This window comes from Streptomyces sp. NPDC086147, from assembly GCF_040702165.1.
Classification (GTDB): domain Bacteria; phylum Actinomycetota; class Actinomycetes; order Streptomycetales; family Streptomycetaceae; genus Streptomyces.
Genome location: NZ_JBFBJO010000020.1, coordinates 1 through 24,039 on the forward strand (window position 1 = coordinate 1; position 24,039 = coordinate 24,039).

19 protein-coding genes are annotated in these 24,039 nt (G+C 75.3%); 11 read left to right on the top strand and 8 right to left on the bottom strand.

Annotation, left to right across the window (positions count from 1 at the left end):
• Nucleotides 1–111: 111 nt before the first annotated feature.
• From AB0398_RS28655 to AB0398_RS28670, 4 genes are all read right to left on the bottom strand, one after another.
• Nucleotides 112–3,999, bottom strand: a complete 3,888-nt coding sequence (locus tag AB0398_RS28655) for a polymorphic toxin type 27 domain-containing protein (RefSeq protein WP_366378535.1) — start codon at nt 3,997–3,999, stop codon at nt 112–114.
• A gap of 24 nt (nt 4,000–4,023) precedes the next feature.
• Nucleotides 4,024–4,248 (bottom strand): hypothetical protein, encoded by a 225-nt coding sequence (locus AB0398_RS28660; protein ID WP_366378536.1) that lies wholly within the window; start codon nt 4,246–4,248, stop codon nt 4,024–4,026.
• A gap of 222 nt (nt 4,249–4,470) precedes the next feature.
• The gene (locus AB0398_RS28665; RefSeq protein ID WP_366378537.1) at nt 4,471–5,610 is read right to left on the bottom strand and encodes an ALF repeat-containing protein; all 1,140 of its coding nucleotides are present in this window, start codon (nt 5,608–5,610) and stop codon (nt 4,471–4,473) included.
• Complete coding sequence (locus AB0398_RS28670; RefSeq protein ID WP_366378538.1) at nt 5,607–7,205, bottom strand: AbfB domain-containing protein; 1,599 nt, start codon at nt 7,203–7,205, stop codon at nt 5,607–5,609. Before AB0398_RS28670 ends, AB0398_RS28665 begins: the two co-directional genes overlap by 4 nt.
• Nucleotides 7,206–7,821: 616 nt before the next feature.
• Here AB0398_RS28670 and panD point away from each other — a divergent pair.
• The 3 genes from panD to AB0398_RS28685 all read left to right on the top strand — a co-directional run bounded on the left by panD (nt 7,822) and on the right by AB0398_RS28685 (nt 10,605).
• Nucleotides 7,822–8,247 (top strand): aspartate 1-decarboxylase, encoded by a 426-nt coding sequence (panD, locus tag AB0398_RS28675; protein WP_366378539.1) that lies wholly within the window; start codon nt 7,822–7,824, stop codon nt 8,245–8,247.
• 49 nt (nt 8,248–8,296) lie between these two features.
• Complete coding sequence (locus AB0398_RS28680; protein WP_366378540.1) at nt 8,297–8,641, top strand: GNAT family N-acetyltransferase; 345 nt, start codon at nt 8,297–8,299, stop codon at nt 8,639–8,641.
• Nucleotides 8,642–9,192: 551 nt separating this feature from the next.
• Complete coding sequence (locus AB0398_RS28685; protein ID WP_366378541.1) at nt 9,193–10,605, top strand: transglycosylase family protein; 1,413 nt, start codon at nt 9,193–9,195, stop codon at nt 10,603–10,605.
• Here AB0398_RS28685 and AB0398_RS28690 read toward each other — a convergent pair.
• Nucleotides 10,486–11,487 carry a DMT family transporter gene (locus tag AB0398_RS28690; RefSeq protein WP_366378542.1) on the bottom strand — a complete coding sequence of 334 codons (1,002 nt, stop codon included), beginning with the start codon at nt 11,485–11,487 and terminating at the stop codon, nt 10,486–10,488. The genes AB0398_RS28685 and AB0398_RS28690 overlap by 120 nt on opposite strands.
• 230 nt (nt 11,488–11,717) lie before the next feature.
• Between AB0398_RS28690 and AB0398_RS28695 the strand changes: the two genes are divergently transcribed.
• The 3 genes from AB0398_RS28695 to AB0398_RS28705 all read left to right on the top strand — a co-directional run bounded on the left by AB0398_RS28695 (nt 11,718) and on the right by AB0398_RS28705 (nt 14,455).
• Entirely contained in the window at nt 11,718–12,431 is a 714-nt protein-coding gene (locus AB0398_RS28695) for a (2Fe-2S)-binding protein (protein ID WP_366378543.1), read from the top strand.
• 94 nt (nt 12,432–12,525) lie between these two features.
• Nucleotides 12,526–14,001 (top strand): SDR family NAD(P)-dependent oxidoreductase, encoded by a 1,476-nt coding sequence (locus AB0398_RS28700; protein WP_366378544.1) that lies wholly within the window; start codon nt 12,526–12,528, stop codon nt 13,999–14,001.
• A 283-nt stretch (nt 14,002–14,284) separates the two neighbouring features.
• A complete protein-coding gene (locus tag AB0398_RS28705; protein WP_366378545.1) occupies nt 14,285–14,455 on the top strand; it encodes a hypothetical protein in 171 nt (56 codons plus the stop codon).
• A 73-nt stretch (nt 14,456–14,528) separates the two neighbouring features.
• On the opposite strand, the gene AB0398_RS28710 is transcribed toward AB0398_RS28705, so the two are convergent.
• From AB0398_RS28710 to AB0398_RS28720, 3 genes are read right to left on the bottom strand one after another with little or no spacing between them, the layout of a single operon-like run.
• Nucleotides 14,529–15,953: a lipase maturation factor family protein gene (locus AB0398_RS28710; RefSeq protein WP_366378546.1), complete on the bottom strand. Its 1,425-nt coding sequence runs from the start codon at nt 15,951–15,953 to the stop codon at nt 14,529–14,531.
• A 22-nt stretch (nt 15,954–15,975) separates the two neighbouring features.
• Nucleotides 15,976–16,530 (bottom strand): DUF1990 domain-containing protein, encoded by a 555-nt coding sequence (locus AB0398_RS28715; RefSeq protein ID WP_366378547.1) that lies wholly within the window; start codon nt 16,528–16,530, stop codon nt 15,976–15,978.
• A complete protein-coding gene (locus tag AB0398_RS28720) occupies nt 16,527–17,405 on the bottom strand; it encodes a YndJ family protein (protein WP_366378623.1) in 879 nt (292 codons plus the stop codon). Before AB0398_RS28720 ends, AB0398_RS28715 begins: the two co-directional genes overlap by 4 nt.
• 207 nt (nt 17,406–17,612) lie before the next feature.
• Here AB0398_RS28720 and AB0398_RS28725 point away from each other — a divergent pair, with 207 nt between their 5' ends.
• The 5 genes from AB0398_RS28725 to AB0398_RS28745 all read left to right on the top strand — a co-directional run bounded on the left by AB0398_RS28725 (nt 17,613) and on the right by AB0398_RS28745 (nt 24,027).
• Nucleotides 17,613–18,854: a DUF6777 domain-containing protein gene (locus tag AB0398_RS28725; RefSeq protein ID WP_366378548.1), complete on the top strand. Its 1,242-nt coding sequence runs from the start codon at nt 17,613–17,615 to the stop codon at nt 18,852–18,854.
• Nucleotides 18,855–19,038: 184 nt separating this feature from the next.
• Entirely contained in the window at nt 19,039–21,048 is a 2,010-nt protein-coding gene (locus tag AB0398_RS28730) for a SpoIIE family protein phosphatase (RefSeq protein WP_366378624.1), read from the top strand.
• 127 nt (nt 21,049–21,175) lie between these two features.
• Nucleotides 21,176–22,549: a wax ester/triacylglycerol synthase family O-acyltransferase gene (locus tag AB0398_RS28735; protein WP_366378549.1), complete on the top strand. Its 1,374-nt coding sequence runs from the start codon at nt 21,176–21,178 to the stop codon at nt 22,547–22,549.
• 198 nt (nt 22,550–22,747) lie between these two features.
• The gene (locus AB0398_RS28740; protein WP_366378550.1) at nt 22,748–23,500 is read left to right on the top strand and encodes a LytTR family DNA-binding domain-containing protein; all 753 of its coding nucleotides are present in this window, start codon (nt 22,748–22,750) and stop codon (nt 23,498–23,500) included.
• A 140-nt stretch (nt 23,501–23,640) separates the two neighbouring features.
• Nucleotides 23,641–24,027 (top strand): hypothetical protein, encoded by a 387-nt coding sequence (locus tag AB0398_RS28745; protein ID WP_366378551.1) that lies wholly within the window; start codon nt 23,641–23,643, stop codon nt 24,025–24,027.
• The last annotated feature ends 12 nt before the right edge of the window (nt 24,028–24,039 follow it).

Genomic DNA, 24,039 nt, shown 5'->3' on the forward strand with positions numbered 1-24,039 from the left:
GTGGGGGGGGGCTGGGGGGGCGGGGGGGGGGGGGGGGGCGGTCGGGGCGGGGCCCCCCCGGGGGGGGGCCCGGCCCCACCCCGCCCCGGCGGGAAGCGTGCCGGACGCCTCCTAGTCGATGCTGAAGGTCTCCCTCCAGTCGAACCGGGGAGGCGTGTCCATCTTCTTGCCGTTCCAGTACCAGGCGATGTCCTTGAGCTCGCGCGTCTCGTTCAGCACCACGCCCTTGACGACGGTCGCCAGTTCCCACGCGGTCTGGTTCCCCGGCTGCCGGACCGTCTTCGGGTCGGTGTAGGTCCTGCCTCGCGCCACCGTGTACCGCAGGGCCTCCTCGGCGGTCTCGAACTCGGTCCCGTCCGCCTTCCGCAGACCGTCCAGCGAGAACGTGACCTTCACCCCGGGCCTGCCCGCGGCCTCTTCCACCGCCACCATCCACAGCGGCTTGTTGGGGTCGGCCGTGCTCATCTGGCCCCACACGCCGCCGTTGAGGGTGAAGTACGGCTTGCCGTTCTCCTTCTTGAGGGCCTCGGCCAGGACGTCCCCGCTCATCAGGTCGCCCCCCTTGAGACCGTTGACGCCCAGGACGAGTTCGTCGCCGTCGGCGAGGAGACATCCCTCCTTCTTGCCGTCACGGGTCGCCGCCGCCGACACACCGGCGGGCACGGTGTACGCGCGCGGGTTGGTGACGGCGCGGGTGACGGCCTGCGGGGCCTTCCAGCCGCGGGCCTCGCCCGGTGCGGCGACGGCCCCGGCGCGCGAGGCTCCGGACCGCTGCGGCAGGACGAGCGAGACGCAGGAGGCGACGGTCTTGATCTTCTCCAGCGCGTCCTGGTACTTCTTCAGGTTCTTGCGGGCCGCCGCCGTCTTGTCGAGGAAGCCGTTGATCCCGGCGATGGCCTTCGCGATCCGCGGGATCTTGCCGGCGATCTTCAGCGCCTTGGCCGGACCGAGGTTCTGGACGATCGCCCACAGGCAGGTCGGGATGTCGGGGTCGTCGATGCAGGCCTTGATGTCCTCCAGGAACAGCTCGACGAGGATCTCGCCGCCGTTCTCCAGGAGGTAGTCGATGAGGTCCTTCCCGGCGAGCTCCAGCGCCTGCTGGTACTCCTCGGAGGAGAGCCCGGCCGCGGCGAGGGCCTTCTTCATCCGGTCGTCCAGGTCCGGGGTGGGCTGCCGGCTCCCGGCGGCTTCCTTCCGGTCCTCGCGTTGCAGCTCGCGCCGGTACTCCTCGGCCCGCTTGGCGGCGGCCTCGGCCTCGCGTGCGTGGCCCTGGGCGTTCGCGGCCGCCGCCTCCGCGGACTTGGCGTGCCGTTCCGCGGATTCGGCGAGCCTGGCGGCCTCGGCGGCGTCCTTCTCGGCCGAGGCGGCGGCCTGGGCGGTGCTCGCCTCCTTCTCCGCCCGGGTGGCGGCGGCCAGGGCGGCCGTCGCGTGGTTCTCCGCCTCGGTGGCGGCGGTACGGGCGCGCTGCGCCTCGCCCTCGGCCCGGGTGGCGGCGCTGCGGGCGGCCGCCGCGTCGGCGAACGCGGCGTTCGCGGCCTGGCGGGCCAGCCCGGCGTCGGCCTTGGCCTGGGCGTCCGCCTGGTTCGCGCGGGACGCGGCGGTGCGGGCCTTGGCCCCGTCCTGGGCGGCCTCGGCGGCCGAGACCATCGCGGCGGCCGAGGAATGCGCGGCGTCCGCGCTGGAACGGGCGGCGGCGGCCGCCTCCTTGAAGGCCGGGGCGACCTGGGCGTTGGCGCGCTTGGCGGCGGCCTCCGCCGCTTCGGCGGCCTTGAGGGCGTCCGCCGCCCTGGCCTGCGCCGAGGTGACCTGTTCCTGGCCCGTCTTCAGCGCGGCTTCGGCCACGGCGAGCGCGAAGTCCGCGCCGACGTCCGTTCCGGCGAACGGGGCGACCAGCGCGATGGCGGTGTTCGCGGGGTCGGCGATGCCCGCGGCCGTGGTACGGGCCGCGGCCGCGGCCTGGACCGCCGTGGTGGCCTGCAACTGGGCCATGGCGGCCTCACGGACGGCGCCGTCCGCTTCGTCACGGGTCCGGCCGGCGGCCTGGAAGGCCTGGTTGGCCCGGATCGCGGCGAGTCCGGCGAGCCGGGTGGCCTCGTGGGCGGCGATGCCCGCCCGGCCTTCCTGCGCGGTGGCCTCGGCGGCCTCGGTGTGGGCCCGCTGCGTGGCGGCCCGGGTCAGGGCGGCCTCGCGCTCGGCCTTGTTCGCCGCGGCGTTCGCCGCGTGAGCCGCGGCCTCCGCCTTGTTCGCGGCCGCGTCCGCCCGTGCGGCGTGCGCGGTGGCCTCGCCGGCCGCGGCCCTGGCGCGCGAAGCGGCGCCCGTGGCCTCGATGGCCGCGGACCGCGACCGCTGGGCGGCGGCCGACGACGCGTCGGCGGCGCTGCGGGAGGTCGCCGCGGCCCTGCCGGAGGCGTTCGCGTCCGACCTGGCCTGGTCGGCGGCCTGGCGGGCGAGCTGGGCGTCGGAGGCGCTGCCGGCCGCGGCGGCCAGGGCCTCGGTGGCCTTGGCCCGGGCCTCGTCGGCCCTGTGCTGACGCTCGGCCTCGGCCGCGGCGTCACGGGCCTGGCGGGCCTTGGCCTCCTCGCCCCGGGCGAGTCCGGCGAGCCGGGAGGACTCGCCTTCCTGGGCGGTGGCGCGGGCGCGCATCTCGGCCGCCGTGGCGGCGGCGGCCTGCGCGTCGGCCCGCCTGGCCGCAGCGGTACGCGCCTCCGCGTCGGCCCGGGCCCGGGCCTGGGCGGCCGCCTGGCTCTCCCGTTCGGCACGTTCACGGGCGGCGGCGGCCAGCTCGCGCTCGCGCTGGGCGACGGCCCGCTGCTCCGCCGCGACGCCCGCCTGGCGCTCGGCCTCCAGCCGGGCGTCGCGGGTCTTCTTCGCGTGCTCCCAGGCCGACTTCTCGGCCTGCTCGGCCTCGATGCGGGCCTGCCGGGTCTTCGCCGCGGCGTTCGCCGCGGTCTTCGCCTGCTTGTCGGCCTGGCGGGCCAGCTCGGCGGCGGCCTTGGCGTGCTCGGCGGCGTTGGCACGCCACGCCTTGGCCTGCTTCTCGTGCAGTTCCGCCTTGTTCTGGGCGTTGAGACCGGCCGCGTTCGCGGCGGTGGCGTCCACGGCGTGCCGGGCGGTCTGCGCGGCCCGGGAGGCGGCGTCGGCGGCGGCGGCGATGCCGGCGGCGACCTCGGCCCACTGGACTCCATGGGTCAGACCGGTCTCCACCAGCACCTCGGCCTGCACCTTGGCCTGCCCCGCGGCCACCTGCGCCTGCTTGGCGGCGGTGTCGGCGAAGCCCACCTGGAGGGCGACGGCCTTCTTCACCTCGGTGTAGTCCGACAGCCGCTTGCCCGCACGGTCCCCGGCCAGCATGCGGTCGGCGTCCCGCGCGGCGGCGGCCGCCAGGCTCATGGCGTTCGAAGAGTTCTTGAGGGCGCGGACCGCGTCGCCGTGTACGGCGATCAGCTTGGTACGGGCCTGGGCGGCACGGGCGGTGTTCTCGGCGAGCTTGCGCAGCCGCTCCGCCTCGGCCAGGGCCTCCTTCTGCGCCTTCTCGTGGGCGGCCCGGTCGTCGGCGTCCTGCTGGGCGGCGACCTGGTAGCCCTTCTCCAGGAACTCCGCGATCACCTTGTCGTCCTGGCTGGCCAGGGCGGCCTGCGCGGCCCGCTTGACCTCCGGACCGCCGACGGCCGCGAGCATCTCTACGCGCTTGCGGTTCTCGGCCGCGCGCTGCCGCTCGTTCTGCTCCGCGGCCTTGTCGCGCTGGCGGGCGATGTCCGCGCCGAAGGCCAGGAAGTCCGCCCGGTCCTGCGCGGTGCCGGCGAGCACCCGGACGACCTCGGCGTTGAAGAACGGTCCGCCGGTGCCCCGCAGGGCCTCGACGGTGCGCCGGTTCTCGGTGTCGGCCGCGTTCCGCTTGTCCTTCGCCCGCTTGCGGGCCTCGGCCTCGCCGCGCTCCAGGAACTCCCGGATCGCGTTCGGGTCGGTGCTCTCCAGAGCCTTGCGGGCGGCCTCGCGCACCTCCTCCTCGTCGTCGAACTCCGCTTAGTCCTCGACGAGTTGCCGGTCGCGCTCATCGCTGATCCGGTCCAGCTCGGTCCGGAGGGCCGGGGGCGGGGCGGGGTTGGCGCTCCCGCGCCGAACCAGCTCCGAAGTCCGGAGATCGAGGGCCGCGGGCCGCTCGGCTCCGGTGGCGGAGCCCTGTCCGACCAGGCCGGTCAGCAGGGCCACGGCCAGCGCCGTGGACACCGCCCGGGCGGCCGTTCGCACGCGGCGGGGCCGCCACCTTCCGGCCGGAGGCCGGAATGGGTCGTTCATCGTCAAGTCCCCCTGAGGAATCGAGTGTCGTCGGTTCGGGCTCGCCGTCGGGCGCGTGCCGAGCCGACGGTCGGCCCGCGCCTCACGGACGCGGCCGACCGTTGCTGTCGTCGGGTGCCGTCGGGGACCCGCCGACGCGGCGGGTCCCACGGCGGGCGAGGTGCCCCGGGGTGGTCAGTCCCCGGAGCGGGCCTCGCCCTGGAGGGCCTGGCGCAGGATCTCCTGCCAGAAGGCGGCGGCGTCGGCCGCCTCCTGTCCCTCCTTGCTCCAGGACTGCTCGTTGTCCCCGGCCGGAGCGGCGAGGCGCTTCCACATCTCCTCCGGAGCCGCCGAGGCGAGGACCCGGACGCCCTTCCAGGTGTCGGCCTGGCGGACGGCGTGGTCCCGCTCGGCCTGCCAGGCCGCGTCCGCCGCACGGGCCTGACCGGCCACGTCCTGCCAGGCGCGCCGGACCTCGGCCCGGGCGGCCGTGGGATCGGACGCGGTACGCAGCTCTTCCTCGGCCTCCGCCGCCGCCCCGACCAGCAGCGTCAGGCTCCGGTGGCGCAGCACTTCGGAGTCCGCGTTCCGCATCCGGTGGCCCTCCAGGTCGACGGCGGCGCCGGTCACCCAGCCGAAGCCGTAGAACTCCCGGACGTCCGCGTCGGTCGCCGCGGGCCGCAGGGCCCACTGCGCCGAGGCCCGGACCTGTTCCCCCGGATCCCGCTCGGCGACGGTGCGCACGAACTCCCGGTCCCGCTCCCGTACGGCCTGCTGCTCGGTGGCCGCCGTCTCACGCGCCGTCCGGTCGGCCAGCTGCGCCTGCGCGTAGCCGGTCTTGACGAAGGCCGCGCGGTCGGCGTCGGAGCCCTTGAGGGCCCGCTCGGCCGCGGCACGCGTGGCCGGCGCGAAGGACACGGGGTGGGTGCGTGCGACGCGTTCGCAGAACAGCCGGTTGCGGGTACGCGTGTCCCGCAGCCGCTGCTTGGCCGCTTCGTAGCCGCCGCCCGGGCCCATCCAGGTGGTGATCACCTCGTCGCCGCCGACCTGGCGCAGCGCGTGCCAGGCCGAGGTGCGCAGCTCCGCCGGGAGGCCCGACAGGGCGATCCGCCGTACCTCCTCCCTGGCCCGGGCCGCGGCGGCGGTGAGCACCGCCTCGGCCTCCCCGGTTCCGGCGGGTGCCGCGGGTGCGGCCGCGACCGGCCCCGGGGTGGCCTGGGCGTGGGCGGTGCCCGCGGCCAGGCCGCCGGGGGCCACCGCGGCGAGGACCGCGCACACGGCCAGTGCCCTCAGGCCCGCCCTTCCCGTCCGGGGCCGGGCCCCGTGGGCCCTCACGGCGCGAGGGGAGGGGTGACCTCCCAGGCCGGGTGGGCGTTCAGGAGGTCGCGCCACTCGCCGTACGCACCGCTGGTGAACAGTTCGTTCCGCTGGTTCACGTCGACCTGGAAGATGTTCGACTTGCCCCGCCACAGGAACCACGCGGCCGCCGGCTTCCCCGGGACGTAACCCTTCAGGTCGGGGCACCAGGTGGCGCTGTTCTTGAACGCCTGGGTGTTGTCGTTGGCGCCCAGGACGATCAGGCCCTGGTCGCCGGTGTTCTTCAGATAGTGGCCGGGCTTGCTCGCCGCCTCGAAGGAGAAGCAGCCGGCCGTGCCCGCCAGCGAGGGGAGCACGAGCCAGGTGGCGTTGTGTCGCAGCGGGACGGCCTGGGGAGAGATCGGGCCGACGGTGACGGCGGCCCCGTTCGCTCCGGAGTGACTGAGCGGCAGCCACTGGTCCGGGTTCTTCTTCACCCGCAGGGTCAGGGTCTGCTTGCGGGCCCGCTGCTGCCCCTTCTCCGAGAGGAACTCCGCGACGGCCGCGTCACCGGTCGCCAGGGCCTTCTCGGCGCTCGCGACCATGTTCGGGTTGAACCCGGTGGCCTTGGCGGCGGCCAGGATCTCCCGGGCCAGGAGCCGGTTGGCGGCCGCCAGCTTCTCCTGGCGCGCCGCGTCGTCCCGCTTGTAGGCCGCGTCGGCGCCGGTGTACAGGAAGTCGAGCCAGTCCGACGGCCTGCCGCTCAGCAGTGCGTTCTGGGCGGCCCGGAACAGCTCGGAGCCCTTGAGGTCCGAGGGCGCCAGGCGCAGCATCTCGCGGATGAAGTTGTCGTCGCCGACGTCCAGGAGCCCCGGGGACATCGGGACGCGGAAAAGCGCGGCGACGTTCTTGCGGGCGGCCTGGTTCCTGCGGAGTTCGGCCTCCTTGCGGTTCTTCTCCTCGAGCTCGGCCAGCTCCCGTGCGACGTCCCGCTTGTGGGCCTCGCGGGCGCCGTTGACGATGAACTCCCGCCAGGCCACGGCGTCTCCGGCCAGGGCCTGCGCGGCGGCGGTACGCACTTCGGGGCCCGAGGCGGGGTGCCGCATGACGGCCCGGACGAAGTTGTCGTCGCTCAGCTCCAGCATCTCGGGAGCGCCGATGATGCCGATGACCGTCATGGCCTGCTGCCGGGCCAGGCGCGCCACCCGCTCGGCCTCCGCCCTGTCCCGCTCGCGCTGCTGGTCCAGGCGGTACGCCTCGTGGACGCCGGTGGCGATGTACGCCACGTGGTCGGCGGCCAGGGTACTGGCCATGGCCTTCTCGGCGGCCGTGCGAACCGCCTCGTACTCCTCGCTGCCGTCCCGGGCCTTCTGCCACAGGGCGTGGACGAAGTCGTGGTCGCTGAGCAGCATCACGTCGGGCGTCGGGTCCAGCCGGACGACGGAGGCGGCGTCGACGCGCTGGGTCTCGGTGGTCCCGATGCCCACGGCCCGCACCAGCTGGTGCGGCGGCTCCGGCGCGGCGTGCGCCGCCGTGCCGGCGCCGAGTCCGAGGACGGCGGCGGTGGCGGTGGTGCCGATGACCGCGCGCCGGACTGCCCGACGGACGGCCGTCGGCTGGTTCGTCTCGTGCATGAAGGTGTGGATCCCCCGTGAGAAATGTTCCTGATGGTGGACCGCTGCGCAGCCCTGGAGGGACTGCCGGGGTCGGCGGGGGAAGGCACCGCGAGGCCGCCGTGCGCGGTGCGCACACGGCGGAACGGCCCCGTCCGCGCGACGCGGAGTCACGGAGAGGACGGGTGCGGCAAGGGACGCGCGAAGGACGTCCCTCCCTGGTGCGGGCTCCCCCGGAACCCGTGATCAACGGTGTGTTCGACGGTGTGACGTCGGATAACGCCCCACTGCGGATGGGCGGTTGGTCAGACCCCCCACCCGGACCATATCAACGCTCAGCGGGAACCGATGATCGATTTTCGGGCGCGGACCGCTTCCCGCGATCGTGGCCCGCGGCACGAAGCCCGTCACCCCCACCGAACCGACGAAGAGACCAGTGGCTCACGTGGCCCGCACACGCTTGACGTCGCGTCAGGCGAGTCGGCGTCGTCGGCGCGGAAGTCCACGGGGGAAGCGCTCTCTTTGGAGGGGAGCGATGTTCCTCACAGTCCTCGAGCCGGGTGCGTGCCGGTTGTAGAGTGAAGACCGCCCTTGACCTGCACAAAGCAGGCAGGGAGCTGTCTCAGAGGAGTCCACAGTGCTGCGCACTCTGTTCAAGTCCAAGATCCACCGCGCCACCGTCACCCAGGCCGACCTGCACTACGTCGGTTCGGTCACCGTCGACGCGGAGTTGATGGAGGCGGCCGACCTGCTTCCCGGCGAGTTGGTGCACATCGTCGACATCGACAACGGCGCCCGTCTGGAGACGTACGTCATCGAGGGCGAGCGGGGGTCCGGCGTCATCGGGATCAACGGCGCCGCCGCGCACCTCGTGCACCCCGGGGACCTCGTCATCCTCATCAGCTACGCGCAGATGGAGGACGCGGAGGCGCGGGCCTTCGTGCCGCGTGTCGTGCACGTCGACGGGGGCAACCGCATCGTGGAGCTGGGGAACGACGCGTCCGCGCCCGTCCCCGGCAGCGACACGGTGCGCCCCCCGCACGCCGTGCCCGCCCACGGCTGAGCACGGGCTCCCGCCGGGGCGGAGACGATCCGAGGAAGGACGACGGCGCATGACCGAACCGCTGATCCGCGACGACCGGGCGAACGGACGCCTGGAGGCGTTCGAGGAGGACGTCCCCGTCGGCGTCGTCGTCCACTTCGCCCTCGACGCCGAGCCCCACGCCCTGGTGGCGGTGCACACCGTCGTCGAGGAGGAGCACGAGGGGAAGGGGATCGCGGGGGCGCTCGTGCGCGAGCTCTACGCGATCGCCGCCCGCGAGGGCGTGCCCGTCGTGCCCCTCTGCTCGTACGCCGCGAAGTGGGCCGAGCGCCACCCGGACGAGGCCCCCGTGCCGCCGGACGAGGTGGTCCGCGCGGCGAAGGAGCAGCTCAGGGCCACACCGGAACTGTGGTGACCCCCGCCGGTGCCTTGGCCCCGCCGCACACCCCGCCGGTCCATGCCCCCGTCTTCGACGCCCTGCGCGACCGGCACCACCCCGGACTCGTCCCGCGCCACCCCGTCGGCGGGTAACCGCTCGTACGGGCCCGGGAGGCGGGCCCCGGGGCCGACCCGAAGGGCCGGTCCGACGGGCGCCGGGCGCCCCGTCGCGCCACCCTGGGAAGCGACGAAGCGACCGACCCGACGAGCGAAGAGGTCCGTGATGACCCACCCCCACCCCGACCCGCTGCCCCCATCGCCCATCCCTCCCCCCACGCCCGTCCCGAACCCCGTGCCCCCGCCGAACCCCAGCCCGGTCCCGGCCCCTCCGGACCCCGGTCCGAGCCCGGCCCCGCAGCCCGGCGGGCCCGTACCGGAACCCGAGCCCCAGCCCCAGCCGGGCCCCGCCGGACAAGGACCCGTGCCCGCGCGGAGGTGACGGAAGAGGGCCCGGATTCCGTGAACCGCTTGTCACGGAGCGTGCGCCACCCCTAACTTGGCGGCTGTCGCTGTGTTCTAGGGGGGCCCATGGCCGTACGCGGACGTCACCGCCGTCACCAGCCGAGCCGCGTCAACCGCGCCTCGCTCACCATCACGGCCGGAGGCGCCGGCATGGCGCTGCCGCTGATGGGCGCGGGCACGGTCCAGGCCGCCTCGCTGAACGTCTGGGAGAAGGTCGCGGCCTGCGAATCCTCCTCCAACTGGCACATCAACACGGGGAACGGCTACTTCGGCGGCCTCCAGTTCACCCAGTCCACCTGGGAGGAGTACGGCGGCACGCACTACGCGCCGCGCGCCGACCTCGCCTCCAAGGACCAGCAGGTCCTGATCGCCGAGCGCGTCCTGAAGGGGCAGGGCCCCGGCGCCTGGCCGTCCTGCGGGTCCCGCGCGGGCCTCGCCCGGGGCGGCGCGGCGCCCGAGGCCTCCACCCGGTCCGCCGGGGCGAAGGCGTCCGGCGGGAACCAGGTGCGCACGGCCTCCCTGCCCGGACAGCGCGCCTTACCGGAGCGTCCGGCGCGGAAGGCCGATCCGACCACCGTGCCTACCGTGCGCGAGATGTACACGGTGACGCCCGGCGACTCCCTTTCGAAGATCGCCGGCGAGAAGAACGTCCGCGGCGGCTGGCAGCGGCTGTACGAGGCGAACCGGCCCGTCGTCGGCGACGATCCCGACCTCATCCTCCCCGGCCAGCGCCTCACCCTGCGCATCACCGCGCCCAAGAAGCCCGGGCAGCCGAGCGCCGCCGGGCAGCCGGGCGGGGCGGGGCAGGGCGGAGGAAAGACGGGGGTGGCCGGGAAGGCGCCCGCTCCTGTCAGGACCGCCCCGCCGACGGCGACGCCTCCTCGGGCCACCGCCCCCCGGCCCGCCGTCAGGCCGACGACCGCACCCGTCGCGAAGCCCGTGGCCAAGACCGCCGTCAAGCCGGTCACCCGGCCGACCGCGAAACCGGCGGCCAAGCCGGCCGCCAAGCCCGCCGTCGCGAAGCCCGCGACCAGGCCCGCCGCCGTCAAGCCCCGTCCGGCCCCCGCGGCCGAGGTCCCCTACTCCGCCCCCGTCTCCGCGGGCATCGGCACCCGCTACGGCAAGCCCGGCTCCTCCTGGTCCAGCGGCTACCACACCGGCGTCGACTTCCCCGTCCCCACCGGCACCTCGGTCAAGGCCGTGGCCGGCGGCCGGATCGTCTCGGCCGGCTGGGCGGGCGCGTACGGCTACCAGATCGTGCTCCGCCACGACGACGGCCGCTACAGCCAGTACGCGCACCTCTCGGCGCTCACCGTCCGCGAGGGCCAGCGGGTGACCGCCGGGCAGCGCATCGCCCGCTCAGGGTCGACCGGCAACAGCTCGGGACCGCACCTGCACTTCGAGGTCCGCACGGGCCCCGGATACGGCTCCGACATCGACCCCCTGGCCTATCTCAGGGCCCGCGGCGTCTCCGTCTGACCCCCTCGGCCCCTTCCCGCGAACCGGCGCGGCGGGAGGGGCCGGGGCCTTCGGCGCGGGCGCCATCCGGTCGAGCGTCAGCTCCACCAGACCGCCCGCGGCGACCACGCCGCACAGCAGCGCGGCCACGGCTCCCGCCGCGCCGTAGCGGAAGCCCTCGCCGAACAGCGTCACGCCCACCGCCGCGGCGACCACCGGATTGACCACCGTGAGGGTGGCGAGCGGGGCGGCGAGCCCCGCGCCCCGGTACGAGGCCTGGGAGAGCAGCAGCCCGCCCACGGCGAACGCCGACAGGACCAGGAGCGCCGTCCACTCGGCCAGCGGCGCCTCCGGCGTCCACTCCTCGGACACCGCCTTGGTGAACACCGACGCGGCCCCGAAGGAGACGCCCGCCGCCGTCGCCAGGAGGACGCTCCGCAGCGCCGACCGGCCCACCAGGTGCGCGCACGCGAAGAGCAGGCCCACCGCGCCGAAGGCGGCGCCCGTGAGCAGCCACCGGTCCCCGTCGCCCAGGGACCGCGCGTCGGCGCCGGTCGTCAGGCTCAGCAGGCCCGCGAGGCCCGCCGTGGCCATGAGGGCGCCGTGCCAGGCCCGCCGCCCGGCCCCGCGGCCGACGAAGAGGGCCGCCATGGGCAGCGCGAACACGATCGTGAGCGCGCCCAGCGGCTGGACCAGGCTGAGCGGCCCGTACGCGAGGGCGGCGACGTGCAGCGCCGCCCCGACGCCGTTGAGCACCACGGCCCCCCACCAGGCCGGACGGCGCAGCGGTGCGTAGCGCGGGCCGGCGGCGGAGGCCGCGACCCGCTCCTGGACGATCGCCGCGGCCGCGTAGGCCACCGCGGAGACCAGGGCCAGGACGACGGACAGCGCGAGTGGACTCATGCCTTCCACGATCCTCCTTCCCGGCCGTTCGCGTCGTCGTACCGGAGGCCCTCTTCGCGCGTACCCCTTCCGCGGTACGGAGGGCCCGCGTACGTCCCGGGTTGTACGCCCACGGAGGTCGGAACCGGTGCGAAGCGGTCTTCCGGCCCCCGCCCGGGGCGCTACCGTGGGCGCCGGCCCGGAACCGGGCCCGGGGCGGACGACGGCACGGGACGGGAGCGTGGGGCCGGATGGACCTCGTCGAGAGCGGATCGGTGGGCGGGTTCTTCGCCCTGCGGACCGCCCCGCCGGAGACCGGCGGCGCCCATCTGCCGCTCGCCCGGATCTACGCGGGGGAGGACGGCCCCCTCACCGCGCGCGTGGACCGGGTCGCCGCCCGGCTCGGGGCCCCCGAGCGGCGGGTCGGCGCCTCCGTGGCCCACCTGGGGCTCGCGGCCCGGCTCTGGTCCACCGCCCTCGGCCCCGCCGCGCTGTACGGCCGCTTCCCGGACCTCGACCCCGCCGAGCTGTCCTGGGACGGGGCCCTGACCTCGCCCGACGACCTGTGGTGGGCCGGTTCCGCGACCCGCCCCGCCACCGCCGCCGACCTCCGCGCGGCCGTCCAGGAGACCCACCTCGTGCCGCTCCACGCGGCCCTGCGCCGCGACGGCCGCATATCGCCCCGGCTGCTCTGGGGCAACGCCGGCTCCGCCCTCGCCGGAGCCCTGCGCGAACTGACCCGCTGGGCCCGCGCCCACGGCAGGCCCGACGCGGCCGACCGGGCCGCCGCCCTGGTCGCGGAGCTCCTCGACCACCCCGACCTCGCCGGCACGGTCAGCGGCCCCCGGCTGCGCCGCGCGAGCTGCTGCCTCTACTACCGCTGCCCCGGCGGCGGACTGTGCGGCGACTGTGTCTTCGACCACGCCCCCCGAACGGGTTTGGAGGCGCGGCCCCCCGCTCCGTAAACTCGCCCTTTCGAAGGCCCGACGACGGCGAGAGCCCGAGCGCGGCGAAACTCCGAGAGCGGCGACGCATGAGCGAACGAGGAACCCGAAGGCCATGACGGTGACCGAAGAAACCCAGGACCACGGGCCGGGCATCGACCCCGAGCGCCTGGCCGTCTGCCTCGGCGTCCTCGACGAGCTCGACGAGCTGGAGATAGACCACCCGGACGCGATCCGCGTCCGGCGCGCCACCGCCGGGATCTACCGGACCGTGAAGCAGCGCCGCCGCCAGGAGCGCCGGGCCTCCAAGACCGCCAACGACAAGGCGGTCACCGAGGCCACGGCCACCGGCTCCGCGCAGCGCATCGACGACGAGACCGAAGGCATCCTGCCCACCTCCGTCACCGAGGAGGGCCGGATCGCGGGCATCCTCCAGCGCCCCCGCTCCTGCTACGTCTGCAAGACGCGGTTCGTCGAGGTCGACTACTTCTACCACCAGCTCTGCCAGCCGTGCGCCGCCCGGAACCGCGCCAAGCGGGAGGCCCGCGCGGACCTCACCGGCAAGCGCGCGCTGCTCACCGGCGGCCGGGCCAAGATCGGCATGTACATCGCGCTGCGGCTGCTGCGCGACGGCGCCCACACCACGATCACCACCCGCTTCCCCAAGGACGCCATCCGCCGCTTCAAGGCGATGGAGGACTCCGCGGACTGGCTGCACCGCCTGGAGGTCGTCGGCATCGACCTGCGCGACCCGGCCCAGGTCGTGGCCCTGGCCGACCGGATGACCGAGGCCGGTCGGCTGGACGTCCTCATCAACAACGCGACCCAGACCGTGCGCCGGCTGCCCTCCGCGTACGCCGCCCTGGTCGAGGGCGAGGGCGCCCCGCTGCCCGCCGGCGAGCTGCCCGCCCACGACGTCATCGGCGCCTTCAACTCGGGCGCGGTGGACGGCCTGGCCGCGCTGCCCGTCGGCACGAGCGGCCTGGAGGCCCAGAAGGTCGCGGACCTCGCCCTGGTCGCGGGCAACGCCAGCATCGCCCGGCACCTCGACGGCACCGCCATCGACGCGGGCGGCCTCCTGCCGGACGTCGTCGAGACCAACACCTGGGTGCAGAGCATCGAGCAGATCTCCCCGGTGGAGCTCCTGGAGACGCAGCTCTGCAACTACACGGCGCCGTTCATCCTGATCAGCAAGTTGCGGCCGGTGATGGCCGAGGCCGCGCGCGAGGCGGCCAGCGGGCGCGCCTACGTCGTGAACGTCTCCGCGATGGAGGGCGTCTTCAGCCGGGGCTACAAGGGCGCCGGGCACCCGAACACCAACGCGGCGAAGGCCGCGATGAACATGGTGACGCGGACCAGCGGCCAGGAGATGTTCCAGACCGACGGCATCCTCATGACCTCGGTCGACACCGGCTGGATCACCGACGAGCGTCCGCACTTCGACAAGCTGCGCCTCGCGGAGGAGGGCTTCCACGCCCCGCTCGACCTGGTCGACGGCGCGGCCCGGGTCTACGACCCGGTCGTGCGCGGCGAGGCGGGCGAGGACCTGTACGGCGTCTTCCTCAAGGACTACGCCCCCGCCAACTGGTAGTCACCACCCCTTTTCCGGCTTTTCGGCAAGAGCGCCCCACCGGCCAGGTGGGGCGCTCTTTCGGCTCGTTTCACCCGAACGCGTCACACTTCCGAGCCCGGTAGAGCGCGGACGCGCTCATTTGGTTAGTCTGATGTCCACGGTCGGCCACCGAGGAGACACACCTTCCCCACGGCCGGCCCGGGACTGGCCCGCCACCAAGGCCGCGGTCCCGCCCGACGAACGGCGCCACCGCGACCGCACGGCACTTGTCCCACAGGTACGCGACACGAAGGAGTGCGCGGTGACACCCGAACTGACCAAGCAGGAACCGCGACCGAACGAACCCACCGAGCGGCCGCGCCGGAAGGGCGAGCTGGGAAGCCTGGAAGTCTGGGCCCGCTCGGCCCCGATCCGGCTCGCGGGCTACGAGGAAGACCTCGCCGAGCCCCACATCCTGCCGGGCATCGACTGAGTCGGCGCCCCGGGACGATCCATCCGCCGCCCCGGCCGGACCCCCGGCCGGGGCGGCGGCACGTCCCGGAACCTCAGGAGCCGCCCGCGGGCTTCCGCAGCCGGGTCGGCGGCAGGTACTCCCGCAGCGGCGTCCGGTGCCACCACGCCCCGGTCGCGCGCAGTTCGCGCCAGGTCGTGTAGCGGTAGCGGTACAGCCGGGCCCGGACGTGGACCGGGGGCTCGTCCGGGAACGGGTTGTGGGCGAGCAGCCGCAGGGTGTCCCGGTCTCCGTCGAGCAGCCGCTCGACGAAGGGCCCGAACCACGCGCGCGCGTATCCGGGGGAGAGCGCCGCGAACCACATCAGCCAGTCGAGCCGCAGGTGGTACGGGGCGAACTGGCGCGGCAGCCGGCGCGGGTCGCCCGGCTTGCCCCGGAAGCCGTACTCCCGCCAGACGGTGCCCTCGTGCGGCGCCGGGTCGTCGGTGCCCTCGACCACGATCTCGTCCCGGACCCGGCCGACGGTGCCGAACGCGCCGTAGCTGTTGACCAGGTGGAACGGGTCGTACGAGCGGTTCATCGCCTGGTGCCGGGAGAGCAGGTTGCGCACCGGACGGTAGCTGCGGACCAGGACGAGGACGGTCAGCGCGACGACCAGGACGGCGTACCAGAGCGGCGGGTCCGGCCGCGGGTGGTCGCCGGTGAGCGGGGAGGCGTCCACGGCCGCGAGGGCCAGCACGATGGTGATCCAGTTCAGCCAGGCGAAGTTGCCCGAGAGCACCAGCCAGAGCTGGGTGACCACCATCAGACCGGCCGCCACCGTGGCCACCGGCTGCGGGGCGAAGAGGAAGAACGGCACGACGAGCTGGACGGCGTGGTTGGCCGCCGCCTCCGCCTTGTGCAGCGGGCGGGGGAGGTGGTGGAAGAACCAGCTCAGCGGGCCGGGCATCGGCTGGGTCTCGTGGTGGTGGCAGAGGCAGGTCAGGTCCCGCCAGCAGCGGTCGCCGCGGATCTTGATGAGCCCGGCCCCGAACTCCACCCGGAAGAGCAGCCAGCGCAGCAGCAGGAGCACCAGGAGGGGCGGGGCCGTGTCGTCGTTGCCGAGGAACACCGCCAGGAACCCGGCCTCCAGGAGCAGCGACTCCCACCCGAAGGCGTACCAGGTCTGGCCGACGTTCACGATCGACAGGTAGAGCGCCCAGAGCACCAGCCACAGGAGCATCGAGACCGGCAGCGGCACGGCGTCCCCGGCGCCCGCCACCAGCGCGAGCGCCAGGGCCGCGCCGCTCCAGGAGACCGTCGCGAACAGGCGGTCGGAGTAGCGCCAGTGGAAGAGCGAGGGCGTGTGGCGCGGCCGGGTCCGGCGCACGTACTCCGGCACCGGGAGCATGCCGCGCTCCCCGATCAGCGCCCGGAACTGGAGGGCGGCCGACAGGAACGCCACGAAGTACAGCCCGGCCAGGCCGCGCTGGAAGACGATCCGGGCCGTCCAGAGGTCGGGCGCCGTGAACCACTCCATCGCATCCAGTATCGGCCCGGGGTCACGTCCTGACGAGACGCCGCAGGGTCCGGGCGAGTCGACGGGCGTACGCGCGCTGGAGGAGGGGGACCAGGGGCCCGGCGAGCCGGGTGTACCAGACGGCGGGACGGCTGAAGGCGGTGACCGTGAACCGGACGGCGCCGTCGGGTTCGAGCGTCACGAGGAAGGACTCCTCGCCGCACTCCGGATGGCCGGCGAGGGTGCCGTACGCGAAGCCGGTGCGGTCCTTCTCGTACGCCGTCCAGATCACCGCGCAGGGGACGGCGATCCGGAGCCGGCCGACGCCCGCCGACACCTCCACGCGGACGCCGGGACCCGCGCGGTCGGCGTCGGCCACGAGGCCCGCGCCGGAGCGGCGGTGCATCCGCCAGGCGGTGACGGCGGTGCCCGCCGCCGCGAAGGCGGCCGGGCCGTGGCCGACGACCGCGCTGTAGCGCAGGTGGTGGTAGCCCTCGGGGAGCGCTTCGGGGGTGCGGGTGGCGCCGACCTCGCGGTAGGTCGGGCCGCCTTCGCGGCGGCGGTCGGGCCGGGAGAGGTCCTTCAGGAGGCGGGTCATGCCGGGGTCTCCGTTCGCGGGTGGGCGGGGGTGGCCGGTACGGCGGGGGCACGGTCGGCGTGCAGACGGCGGCGGGCGAGCAGGGCGCAGACGGCGAAGCCGAGGGCGTTGCCCAGGCCGTGGGTCGCTGCCATCCAGGTCAGGTCGAGGTGCGGCAGGCCGGTGGCCTCGCCGAGCGCCCAGTTCAGGGCGAGCAGCATGGTGGCGGCGAGGACCAGGGCCGAGACGGCGAGCAGGGCGCGGGTGGGGCCGTCGGCCGCGAGGGCGCGGCGCTCGCGCAGGGTCAGGACGGAGACCGCCGTCATGCCGGCGGTGAGGACGACGGCGCCGGCCAGCTCGGCCCAGTCGTCGACGAAGTAGCCGATCAGGACGAGCAGGGTGCCGGCGGGGACGCTGAGCGCGGCGAAGCGGGCGGTGGGGCCGTCCTCGGAGGCGCGGCAGACGAGCCCGGCGACCAGGGCGGCGGCGAAGCCCGCGAAGTGGAAGTGCGGGACGGTGAGCGCGAGGATGTCCAGGTCGAAGCCGAAGAGCGGGTACGAGGCCCGCTCCGCGACGAGCGCGAGGCCGGCGACCGAGGGCGCGGCCAGGGCGGTGAGGACGGCGACCTCCCTCGGCCGGAGCGAGCGGGTCAGCATCAGCCGGGCCAGCGCCTGGCACGCGAGGGCCAGGGTGGCGAGCGCGTAGACGGCGGCGAGGCCGGCCGAGAGGCCGGAGCGGGGCAGCCAGAGGGAGAGCGCCCCGGGGACGGCGAGCAGCGGCCAGGCGCGCCGGAGCCGGTCCCAGCCGGGCGGTCTCGGGCCGTCGAGGAGCGCGAGACCCGTCGGGACCACCCAGAACATCCCGATCATCACGACCGGGGCCACCAGGATCGACAGCGCGGTCATGTCACCACCCCCATTTGAACGCGTTCAACCTTCGTGTCGAGCCTAGGGCTTTTCTTGAACGCGTTCAAGTCCCTCTCCCCGGTGGGGTGACCCGGTCGGTCCCCCTCGGCTTGCGGGTGCCCGCGCGCTGCGACAGACATGAGGGACTGGCCGGAACCGGGCCCCGGGCCCGGGGGAGAGAAAGTCGGGAGAACCCAGGTGCGCTCACCCCTTCGCCGGACGCGGCGAACCCCCACCGCTCCCCGCGACGGCGCGACCGTTTTCCGCGGCGGCGGGGCCGCTCCTCGCGGCGGCGCGACCGTTCCGCGCGACACCACGACCCCTGCCCGCGACGCCGCGACCGCTCCCCGCGACGGCGCGCGTCTCGCCGGGACCGCGCTCGTCTCGGTCCTGCTGCTCGCCGGCTGCTCCTCCGGCGGGACCGGCGCCGGGGGCGCGGGGCTGCCCGTCGCCGCCCCCGCCCAGGACGTCCTCCTCCAGCCGGCCGCCGCCGCGGGACCCGACCCCTTCACCGCCTCCACCGTCCGCAACACCCTCCGCCCCTCCGCCCCGCCCCCGGCCATCGGGGAACGGCAGACCCGCGAGGTCACCGGCTCCACCCCCGGCCTCTACGGCGGCACCCGCGCCGTCGGCAGCTGCGACGTCGAACGGCAGGCCTCCCTCCTCACCGGGGACGCGAAGAAGGCGCGGGCCTTCGCCGATGCCGCCGGCGTCCCCGAGGCCGGCGTCGCCGACTGGCTGCGCGGCCTCACCCCGGTCGCCCTGCGCGTGGACGCCCGCGTCACCGGCCACGGCTACCGCGGCGGCCGGGCCGCCGCCCACCAGGCCGTCCTGGAGACCGGTACGGCCGTCCTCGTCGACCAGTACGGCGCCCCGCGCGTCCGCTGCGCCGGCGGCAACCCGCTCCGCGCCCCCGGCCCGGACCGGGGCGGCGTCTACGCGGGCGTCCCCTGGGACGCCTTCGACCCCGACCACGTGGTCGTCGTCCGCCCGACCGGAGCCGTCGTCACCGGCCTGGTCATCGTGAACGCCACCGACCGCACCTGGATCGAGCGCCGGACGGGCAGCGACGGCGAGGAGGACCGCAAGCCCGCCATGGAACCCTCCTGCGACCCGGACGCGTGCCTCCTGGAAGGCTCCGGCACGCCCGACCCGGACGCCTCCGGCCCGGCCACGCCCAGCTCGCCCGACCGCTCCACTTCGCCGGAGCACGTACCCCCGCCGCAGGACCCGCAGGACCCGCCGGTCCCCGACGGCCCGACGGACCCCGCCCCTGAGATCCCCGACCCGTACGCGGAACCGGACCCCAGCACCGAACCCCTCCCCGACCCGTTCGAGGAGCCGCCCGCCCCGCCGGACGGGGAGCTGCCGCCCGAGGAGATGCTCCCGCCCGAGGTGGTGCCGGACCAGCCCGAGACCTACGAGGCCTTCGAGGGGTGAGTCCGGAGGGACGGATTCGACGGATGGAGCGGATCTTCGTGGTGCGCGCGGCCGGGGCTGCGCCTAGCGTGGCCCCATGAGCGCGGGCGACGGGGGCGGGGAGGCGGGCGGCCCGGTCCGCCGTGCGCCGGAGGGGCCGCCGGACGGGACCCCGATCCTGTCCGAGTACGGCTTCGCCTTCCGGATGGGCGGCTTCGACTGGGACCTGCTCGCCGGGACGATGGAGATGGACGACGCCGCCCTCGCCGTCTTCGACATGGACCGCGAGGAGTACGACGGGCGCCCCGTGTCCCTGAACCCGCGGGTGCTCCCGGACGAGGGCAGCCGCCTCGACGCCCTGGTGGCGCAGGCGCTCAAGGACGGCAGCGACCAGTACGGCGCGTACTTCCGCATCCGCCGCCGCGACGGCGCCCACCAGTGGACCCACACCCAGGGGATCGTCCAGCGCGACGACACCGGCCGGCCCGTGCGCATCATCGGCGTCCTGCGCGACGCCACCCACGAACTCACCGAGTCCGCCGCCCGGCTCGGCCTCGACGAGGGGCGCCGCAAGCGCGCCGGCGTCGTCGAGGGCACCACCGCCGCCCTCGCCCACGCCCGGACCGTGAAGGACGTCATCGACCTCCTCAACGACTCCCACGCCCTCGAACACTTCGGCGCCGCCAGCCTCGTCATGGGCCTCCTGGAGGCGGGCCGCATCCACCTGGTCGCCGAGGGCCCCGAGGGCGCCTTCGTGCCCGGCACCCGCTTCACCCGGGTGGACGAGCCGTACCCGATGAGCGAGGTCATCCGCACCCTGCGCCCCCGGTTCATCGACTCGCCGCGCGACTTCTCCGAGTCCTACCCGGTGCTCTGGCCGCACATCAGCGGCCTCGGCGTCACCGCCGCCGCCTACCTCCCGCTCATCGCCCAGGCCCGCCCGATCGGCGCGCTCGGACTGCTCTACAGCGACCGGAGCGGCTTCAGCGAGGACGAGCGGACCCTGCTCGTCGCCCTCGGCAGCAGCATCGCCCAGAGCCTCCAGCGGGCCATGCTGTACGAGCAGGAGCACGACCTCGCCGAAGGGCTCCAGCAGGCCATGCTGCCGCGCCGGATCCCGGAGGTGCCCGGCGCCCAGACGGCCGTCCGCTACCGCTCCGCCCGGCTCGGCCGGGACATCGGCGGCGACTGGTACGACGTCATCGCGCTGCCCGGCGGGCGGGTCGGCGCCGTCATCGGCGACGTGCAGGGCCACGACACCCACGCCGCGGCCGTCATGGGGCAGCTGCGGATCGTGCTGCGCGCCTACGCCGCCGAGGGCCACACCCCGGCCACCGTGATGGCGCGGGCCTCCGTCTTCCTGCACGAGCTCGACACCGAACGCTTCGCCACCTGCACGTACGCCGAGGTCGACCTGCGCACCGGAGTCGTCCAGCTGGTCCGCGCCGGCCACGTCGACCCGCTGATCAGGGAGTCCGACGGCCGCTGCCGCAGGCTGCCGGTGGAGGGCGGCCTGCCGCTCGGGCTCTCCGCGGAGTTCGGCCGCCTCGACTACCCGGTCACCACCCTCGAACTCGACCCCGGGCAGACCCTGCTGCTCTACACCGACGGCCTCGTGGAGAAGCCGGGCGCCGACCTCGACGAGGGCCTCCAGTGGCTCTCCTCGCTCGTCCGGCGCGGCCCCGCCGACCTCCAGGAGCTCGCCGACCACCTGTGCGACGTGGTCGCCGAGCGGGGCGGCGAGGACGACGTCGCGATCCTGCTGCTGCGCCGCCACGGCACGTACGCGGCCCCCGGCGCCGGCCGGTTCCAGCAGCACGTGGCCCAGAGCGACCCGGAGGCGCTCAGCTCGGCCCGCCACATGATCAGGGCCGCGGTCCGGGCCTGGGGCGCGGGGGAGCGGGCGGACGAGATCGAGCTGGTCGCCGACGAACTGATGACCAACGCCCTGATGCACACCGACGGCGGGGCGATCGTGACCCTGCGGGTCCTGCCCGGGCCCACGCGGCGGCTGCGGGTGGAGGTCGAGGACCGCTCCAGCGCCCTGCCCCGGCGCCGCGAGGCCGGCGAGGCGGGCGTGTCCGGCCGGGGGCTGCTCCTGGTCGACCAGCTCTCCGACGCGTGGGGAGTGGAGTCGCGGGGCGGCGGCAAGTGCGTGTGGTGCGAGTTCGTCGTGGAGAACGTCTCGGCGGAGGACCTGCCCCCGGAGGGTTGAGGGCGCTCCCGTGGAGACAGTTGACCAAGGGTCTTTACGGAGCGTTAACCGACCGTACTTGACCGTAACTGTTGGTGCGCGATTGACTGCGGTCTTCCACCCCTCCGCGCAGGACGTGAGGACACCCGTGACCACCGAGCTCCTGGCCCCGCTGGACCTGGCCTTCTGGCACCTGGAATCCACCGCCCACCCCCTGCACCTCGGTGCCCTCGCCCACTTCGGCCCCGTCCCCGCGCCCCCCGGCGGCGAACCGGCCGACGTCCTGGAACTGCTCGCCCGCCGCGCCGCCGCCGTCCCCCGGCTCCGGATGCGCGTCCGCGACGTCCTGCTCCCCGTCGGCGGCGCCGCCTGGAGCGCCGACCCCGACTTCGACGTGCGCCGCCACGTCCGCGAGATCACCCTCCCCGGCGCCGACTTCGCCGCCGAGACCACCCGGCTCGCCGCCGAACTCATGGAGCGCCCCGTCGAGCGGGGCCTGCCGCCCTGGGAGATGTACCTGCTCAGCGGCGCCCCCGACGGCTCCTTCGCCGTCCTCGTCAAGCTCCACCACGCCCTCGCCGACGGCATGCGGGCCGTCGCCATCGGCGCCGGGATCTTCGACGAGATCGCCGCCGGACACCGCCCCGCGCGCCGCTCCCGCCCCGTGCCCCCGCGCCCCCCGTTCTCCGGGTTCCCCGGGCTTCCCGACCCCGGGCGCCTCCTCGGCATCGCCCGGGACCGCCTCGGCGACCTCGGCCGGGCCGTCGAGGTCGGCGCCTCCGTCGTCCGCGCCAGCCGCCTCGACGGACGCCCCACCGCCGCCCTCGCCGCCCACTCCAGCGGCACCCGCCGGATCGCCACCGCGACCCTCCCCCTCGACCGCGTCCACCGCGTCCGCCGCGCCACCGGCGGCACCGCCAACGACGTCCTCCTGGCCGTCGTCGCCGGAGCCCTGCGCCGCTGGTTCGACGAGCGGGGCCTGCCGCTGCCCGGCGCCGACCCCCGGGCCCTCGTCCCCGTCTCGCGCCGCCGCCCCGGAGCCCCGCCCGGCCCCGGCAACAGCCTCTCCGGCTACCTCCTCGACCTGCCCGTCACCGAACCCGACCCGGCCGCCCGGCTCGCCGCCGTCCGGTGCGCCATGGACCGCAACAAGGCGGCGGGCCCCTTCCGCGGCGCCGGGGCCGTCGCCCTCCTCGCCGACCGGCTCCCCCCGCTCGCCCACCGCTTCGGCGCCCCCTTCGCCTCCGGCGCCGCCCGCCTCCTCTTCGACCTCCTGGTCACCCAGGTCCCGCTGCCCCGCTCCGCGCTCTCCCTCGGCGGAGCCCCGCTGCGCGCGCTCTTCCCCATGGCGCCGCTCGCCCGGGGCCAGTCCCTCGCCGTCGCCATGTCCCCCTACGACGGCCGGGTCCACATCGGCCTCGTCGCCGACGGCGCGGCGGTCCCCGACCTCGACGCCCTCGCCGCCGCCCTCACCACCGAACTCGACCTCCTGGACCCGCCGGGGGACGAGACGAGGGCATGACGCCCCTCGCGGGACACCCCCTAGGGGGTGTCTGCCACATGCCCGCGGCGTCACGGCGGCCGGCGCGCGCCCTCGCCGCGTTGCCGAACCGCCCACGTGGCTCCGCCGCGAGGGCACTCCGGCGCCTTGCGATCGCACGCACCGGCCGCCGCTCCTTCTCCCGCGCTCATGTGCCAGACACCCCCTAGACTCCGCCGCATGCTGCGCGTACTGGCCGTCGACGACGAGGAGCCCGCCCTCGGGGAGCTGCTCTACCTGCTGCGCGCCGACCCGCGCGTCCGCACCGCCGAGGGCGCGGGCGACGCGACCGCGGCGCTGCGCAGGATCGGCCGCGCCCTGGAGTCGGGGCCCGACGGCGAGGACGCCGTCGACGTCGTCTTCCTCGACATCCACATGCCCGGCCTCACCGGCCTCGACGTCGCCCGGCTGCTCGCCGGCTTCGCCCGGCCCCCGCTCGTCGTCTTCGTCACCGCGCACGAGGGCTTCGCCCTCCAGGCCTTCGACCTGAAGGCCGTCGACTACGTCCTCAAGCCGGTGCGCCGCGAGCGCCTCGCCGAGGCCGTCCGCCGCGTCCACGAACTGGTCCACGCCACCGCGGCGCCCATCCCCGCCGCCGCGCCCGAGCAGATCCCCGTGGAACTCGGCGGCGTCACCCGGTTCGTCCCTGTCGACGACATCGCCTACGTCGAGGCCCACGGCGACTACGCCCGCCTCCACACCGACCAGGGCAGCCACCTCGTCCGCATCCCGCTCTCCGCCCTGGAGGAGCGCTGGGCGGACCGGGGCTTCGTCCGCATCCACCGCAGCCACCTCGTCGCCCTCGCCCGGATCGACGAACTGCGGCTCGACGGCGGCGCCACCTCGGTCCGGGTCGGCGACACCGACCTCGCCGTCAGCCGCCGCCACGCCCGCCCGCTCCGGGACCTGCTGATGCGCCGGGCCGGCGGCTGACCCCGTACCCCCGTACCTTCCCGCCCCGTACCTCCGTCGCCGCAGGTCTACCGCTGTCCGACCCCGCTGCGTAGACTCCACGCGTCCCGGGCCGCGCCGCCCGCACCACCCGAAGCCCAGAGATGCCGGAGCGGACGCCGATGTCCGAGCACCACCCGCCGCGCAGACCCCGGCGCGAGACCGTCACCCACGCCTCCGCCCACGGCGTCGCGGGCGCCCCCCGCCCCGCCGGACGGCGCCCCGCCCATCCGCCGGCCCGCTCCGAGATCGACGAGCAGACCACCCTCGGACACACCTACGTCCGCTCCCTGATGCGCAGCCAGCTCCGCGCCGCCCTCACCGCCCTCGGCGCGCTCGCCCTGCTCGTCGGCTCCCTCCCGCTCGTCCTCGCGCTGCCCGCCCCCGAGGCCCTGGTCTGGCTCGCCCTCGGCGTCGGCGTGTACCCGGTCGTCTGGGTCATCGCCCACTGGTACGTCCGCCGCGCCGAGCGCAACGAACGCGACTTCACCGGCCTCGTCGAACGATGAGCCCCTCCGCGC

Excerpts from the sequence above, each read along its gene's own strand:
- AB0398_RS28670 (WP_366378538.1), bottom strand. The coding sequence starts at position 7,205 with ATGCACGAGACGAACCAGCCGACGGCCGTCCGTCGGGCAGTCCGGCGC.
- AB0398_RS28690 (WP_366378542.1), bottom strand. The coding sequence starts at position 11,487 with ATGAGTCCACTCGCGCTGTCCGTCGTCCTGGCCCTGGTCTCCGCGGTG.
- AB0398_RS28680 (WP_366378540.1), top strand. The coding sequence starts at position 8,297 with ATGACCGAACCGCTGATCCGCGACGACCGGGCGAACGGACGCCTGGAG.
- AB0398_RS28700 (WP_366378544.1), top strand. The coding sequence starts at position 12,526 with ATGACGGTGACCGAAGAAACCCAGGACCACGGGCCGGGCATCGACCCC.
- AB0398_RS28745 (WP_366378551.1), top strand. The coding sequence starts at position 23,641 with ATGTCCGAGCACCACCCGCCGCGCAGACCCCGGCGCGAGACCGTCACC.
- AB0398_RS28685 (WP_366378541.1), top strand. The coding sequence starts at position 9,193 with ATGGCCGTACGCGGACGTCACCGCCGTCACCAGCCGAGCCGCGTCAAC.
- AB0398_RS28730 (WP_366378624.1), top strand. The coding sequence starts at position 19,039 with ATGGGCGGCTTCGACTGGGACCTGCTCGCCGGGACGATGGAGATGGAC.
- AB0398_RS28715 (WP_366378547.1), bottom strand. The coding sequence starts at position 16,530 with ATGACCCGCCTCCTGAAGGACCTCTCCCGGCCCGACCGCCGCCGCGAA.
- AB0398_RS28740 (WP_366378550.1), top strand. The coding sequence starts at position 22,748 with ATGCTGCGCGTACTGGCCGTCGACGACGAGGAGCCCGCCCTCGGGGAG.
- AB0398_RS28710 (WP_366378546.1), bottom strand. The coding sequence starts at position 15,953 with ATGGAGTGGTTCACGGCGCCCGACCTCTGGACGGCCCGGATCGTCTTC.
- AB0398_RS28695 (WP_366378543.1), top strand. The coding sequence starts at position 11,718 with ATGGACCTCGTCGAGAGCGGATCGGTGGGCGGGTTCTTCGCCCTGCGG.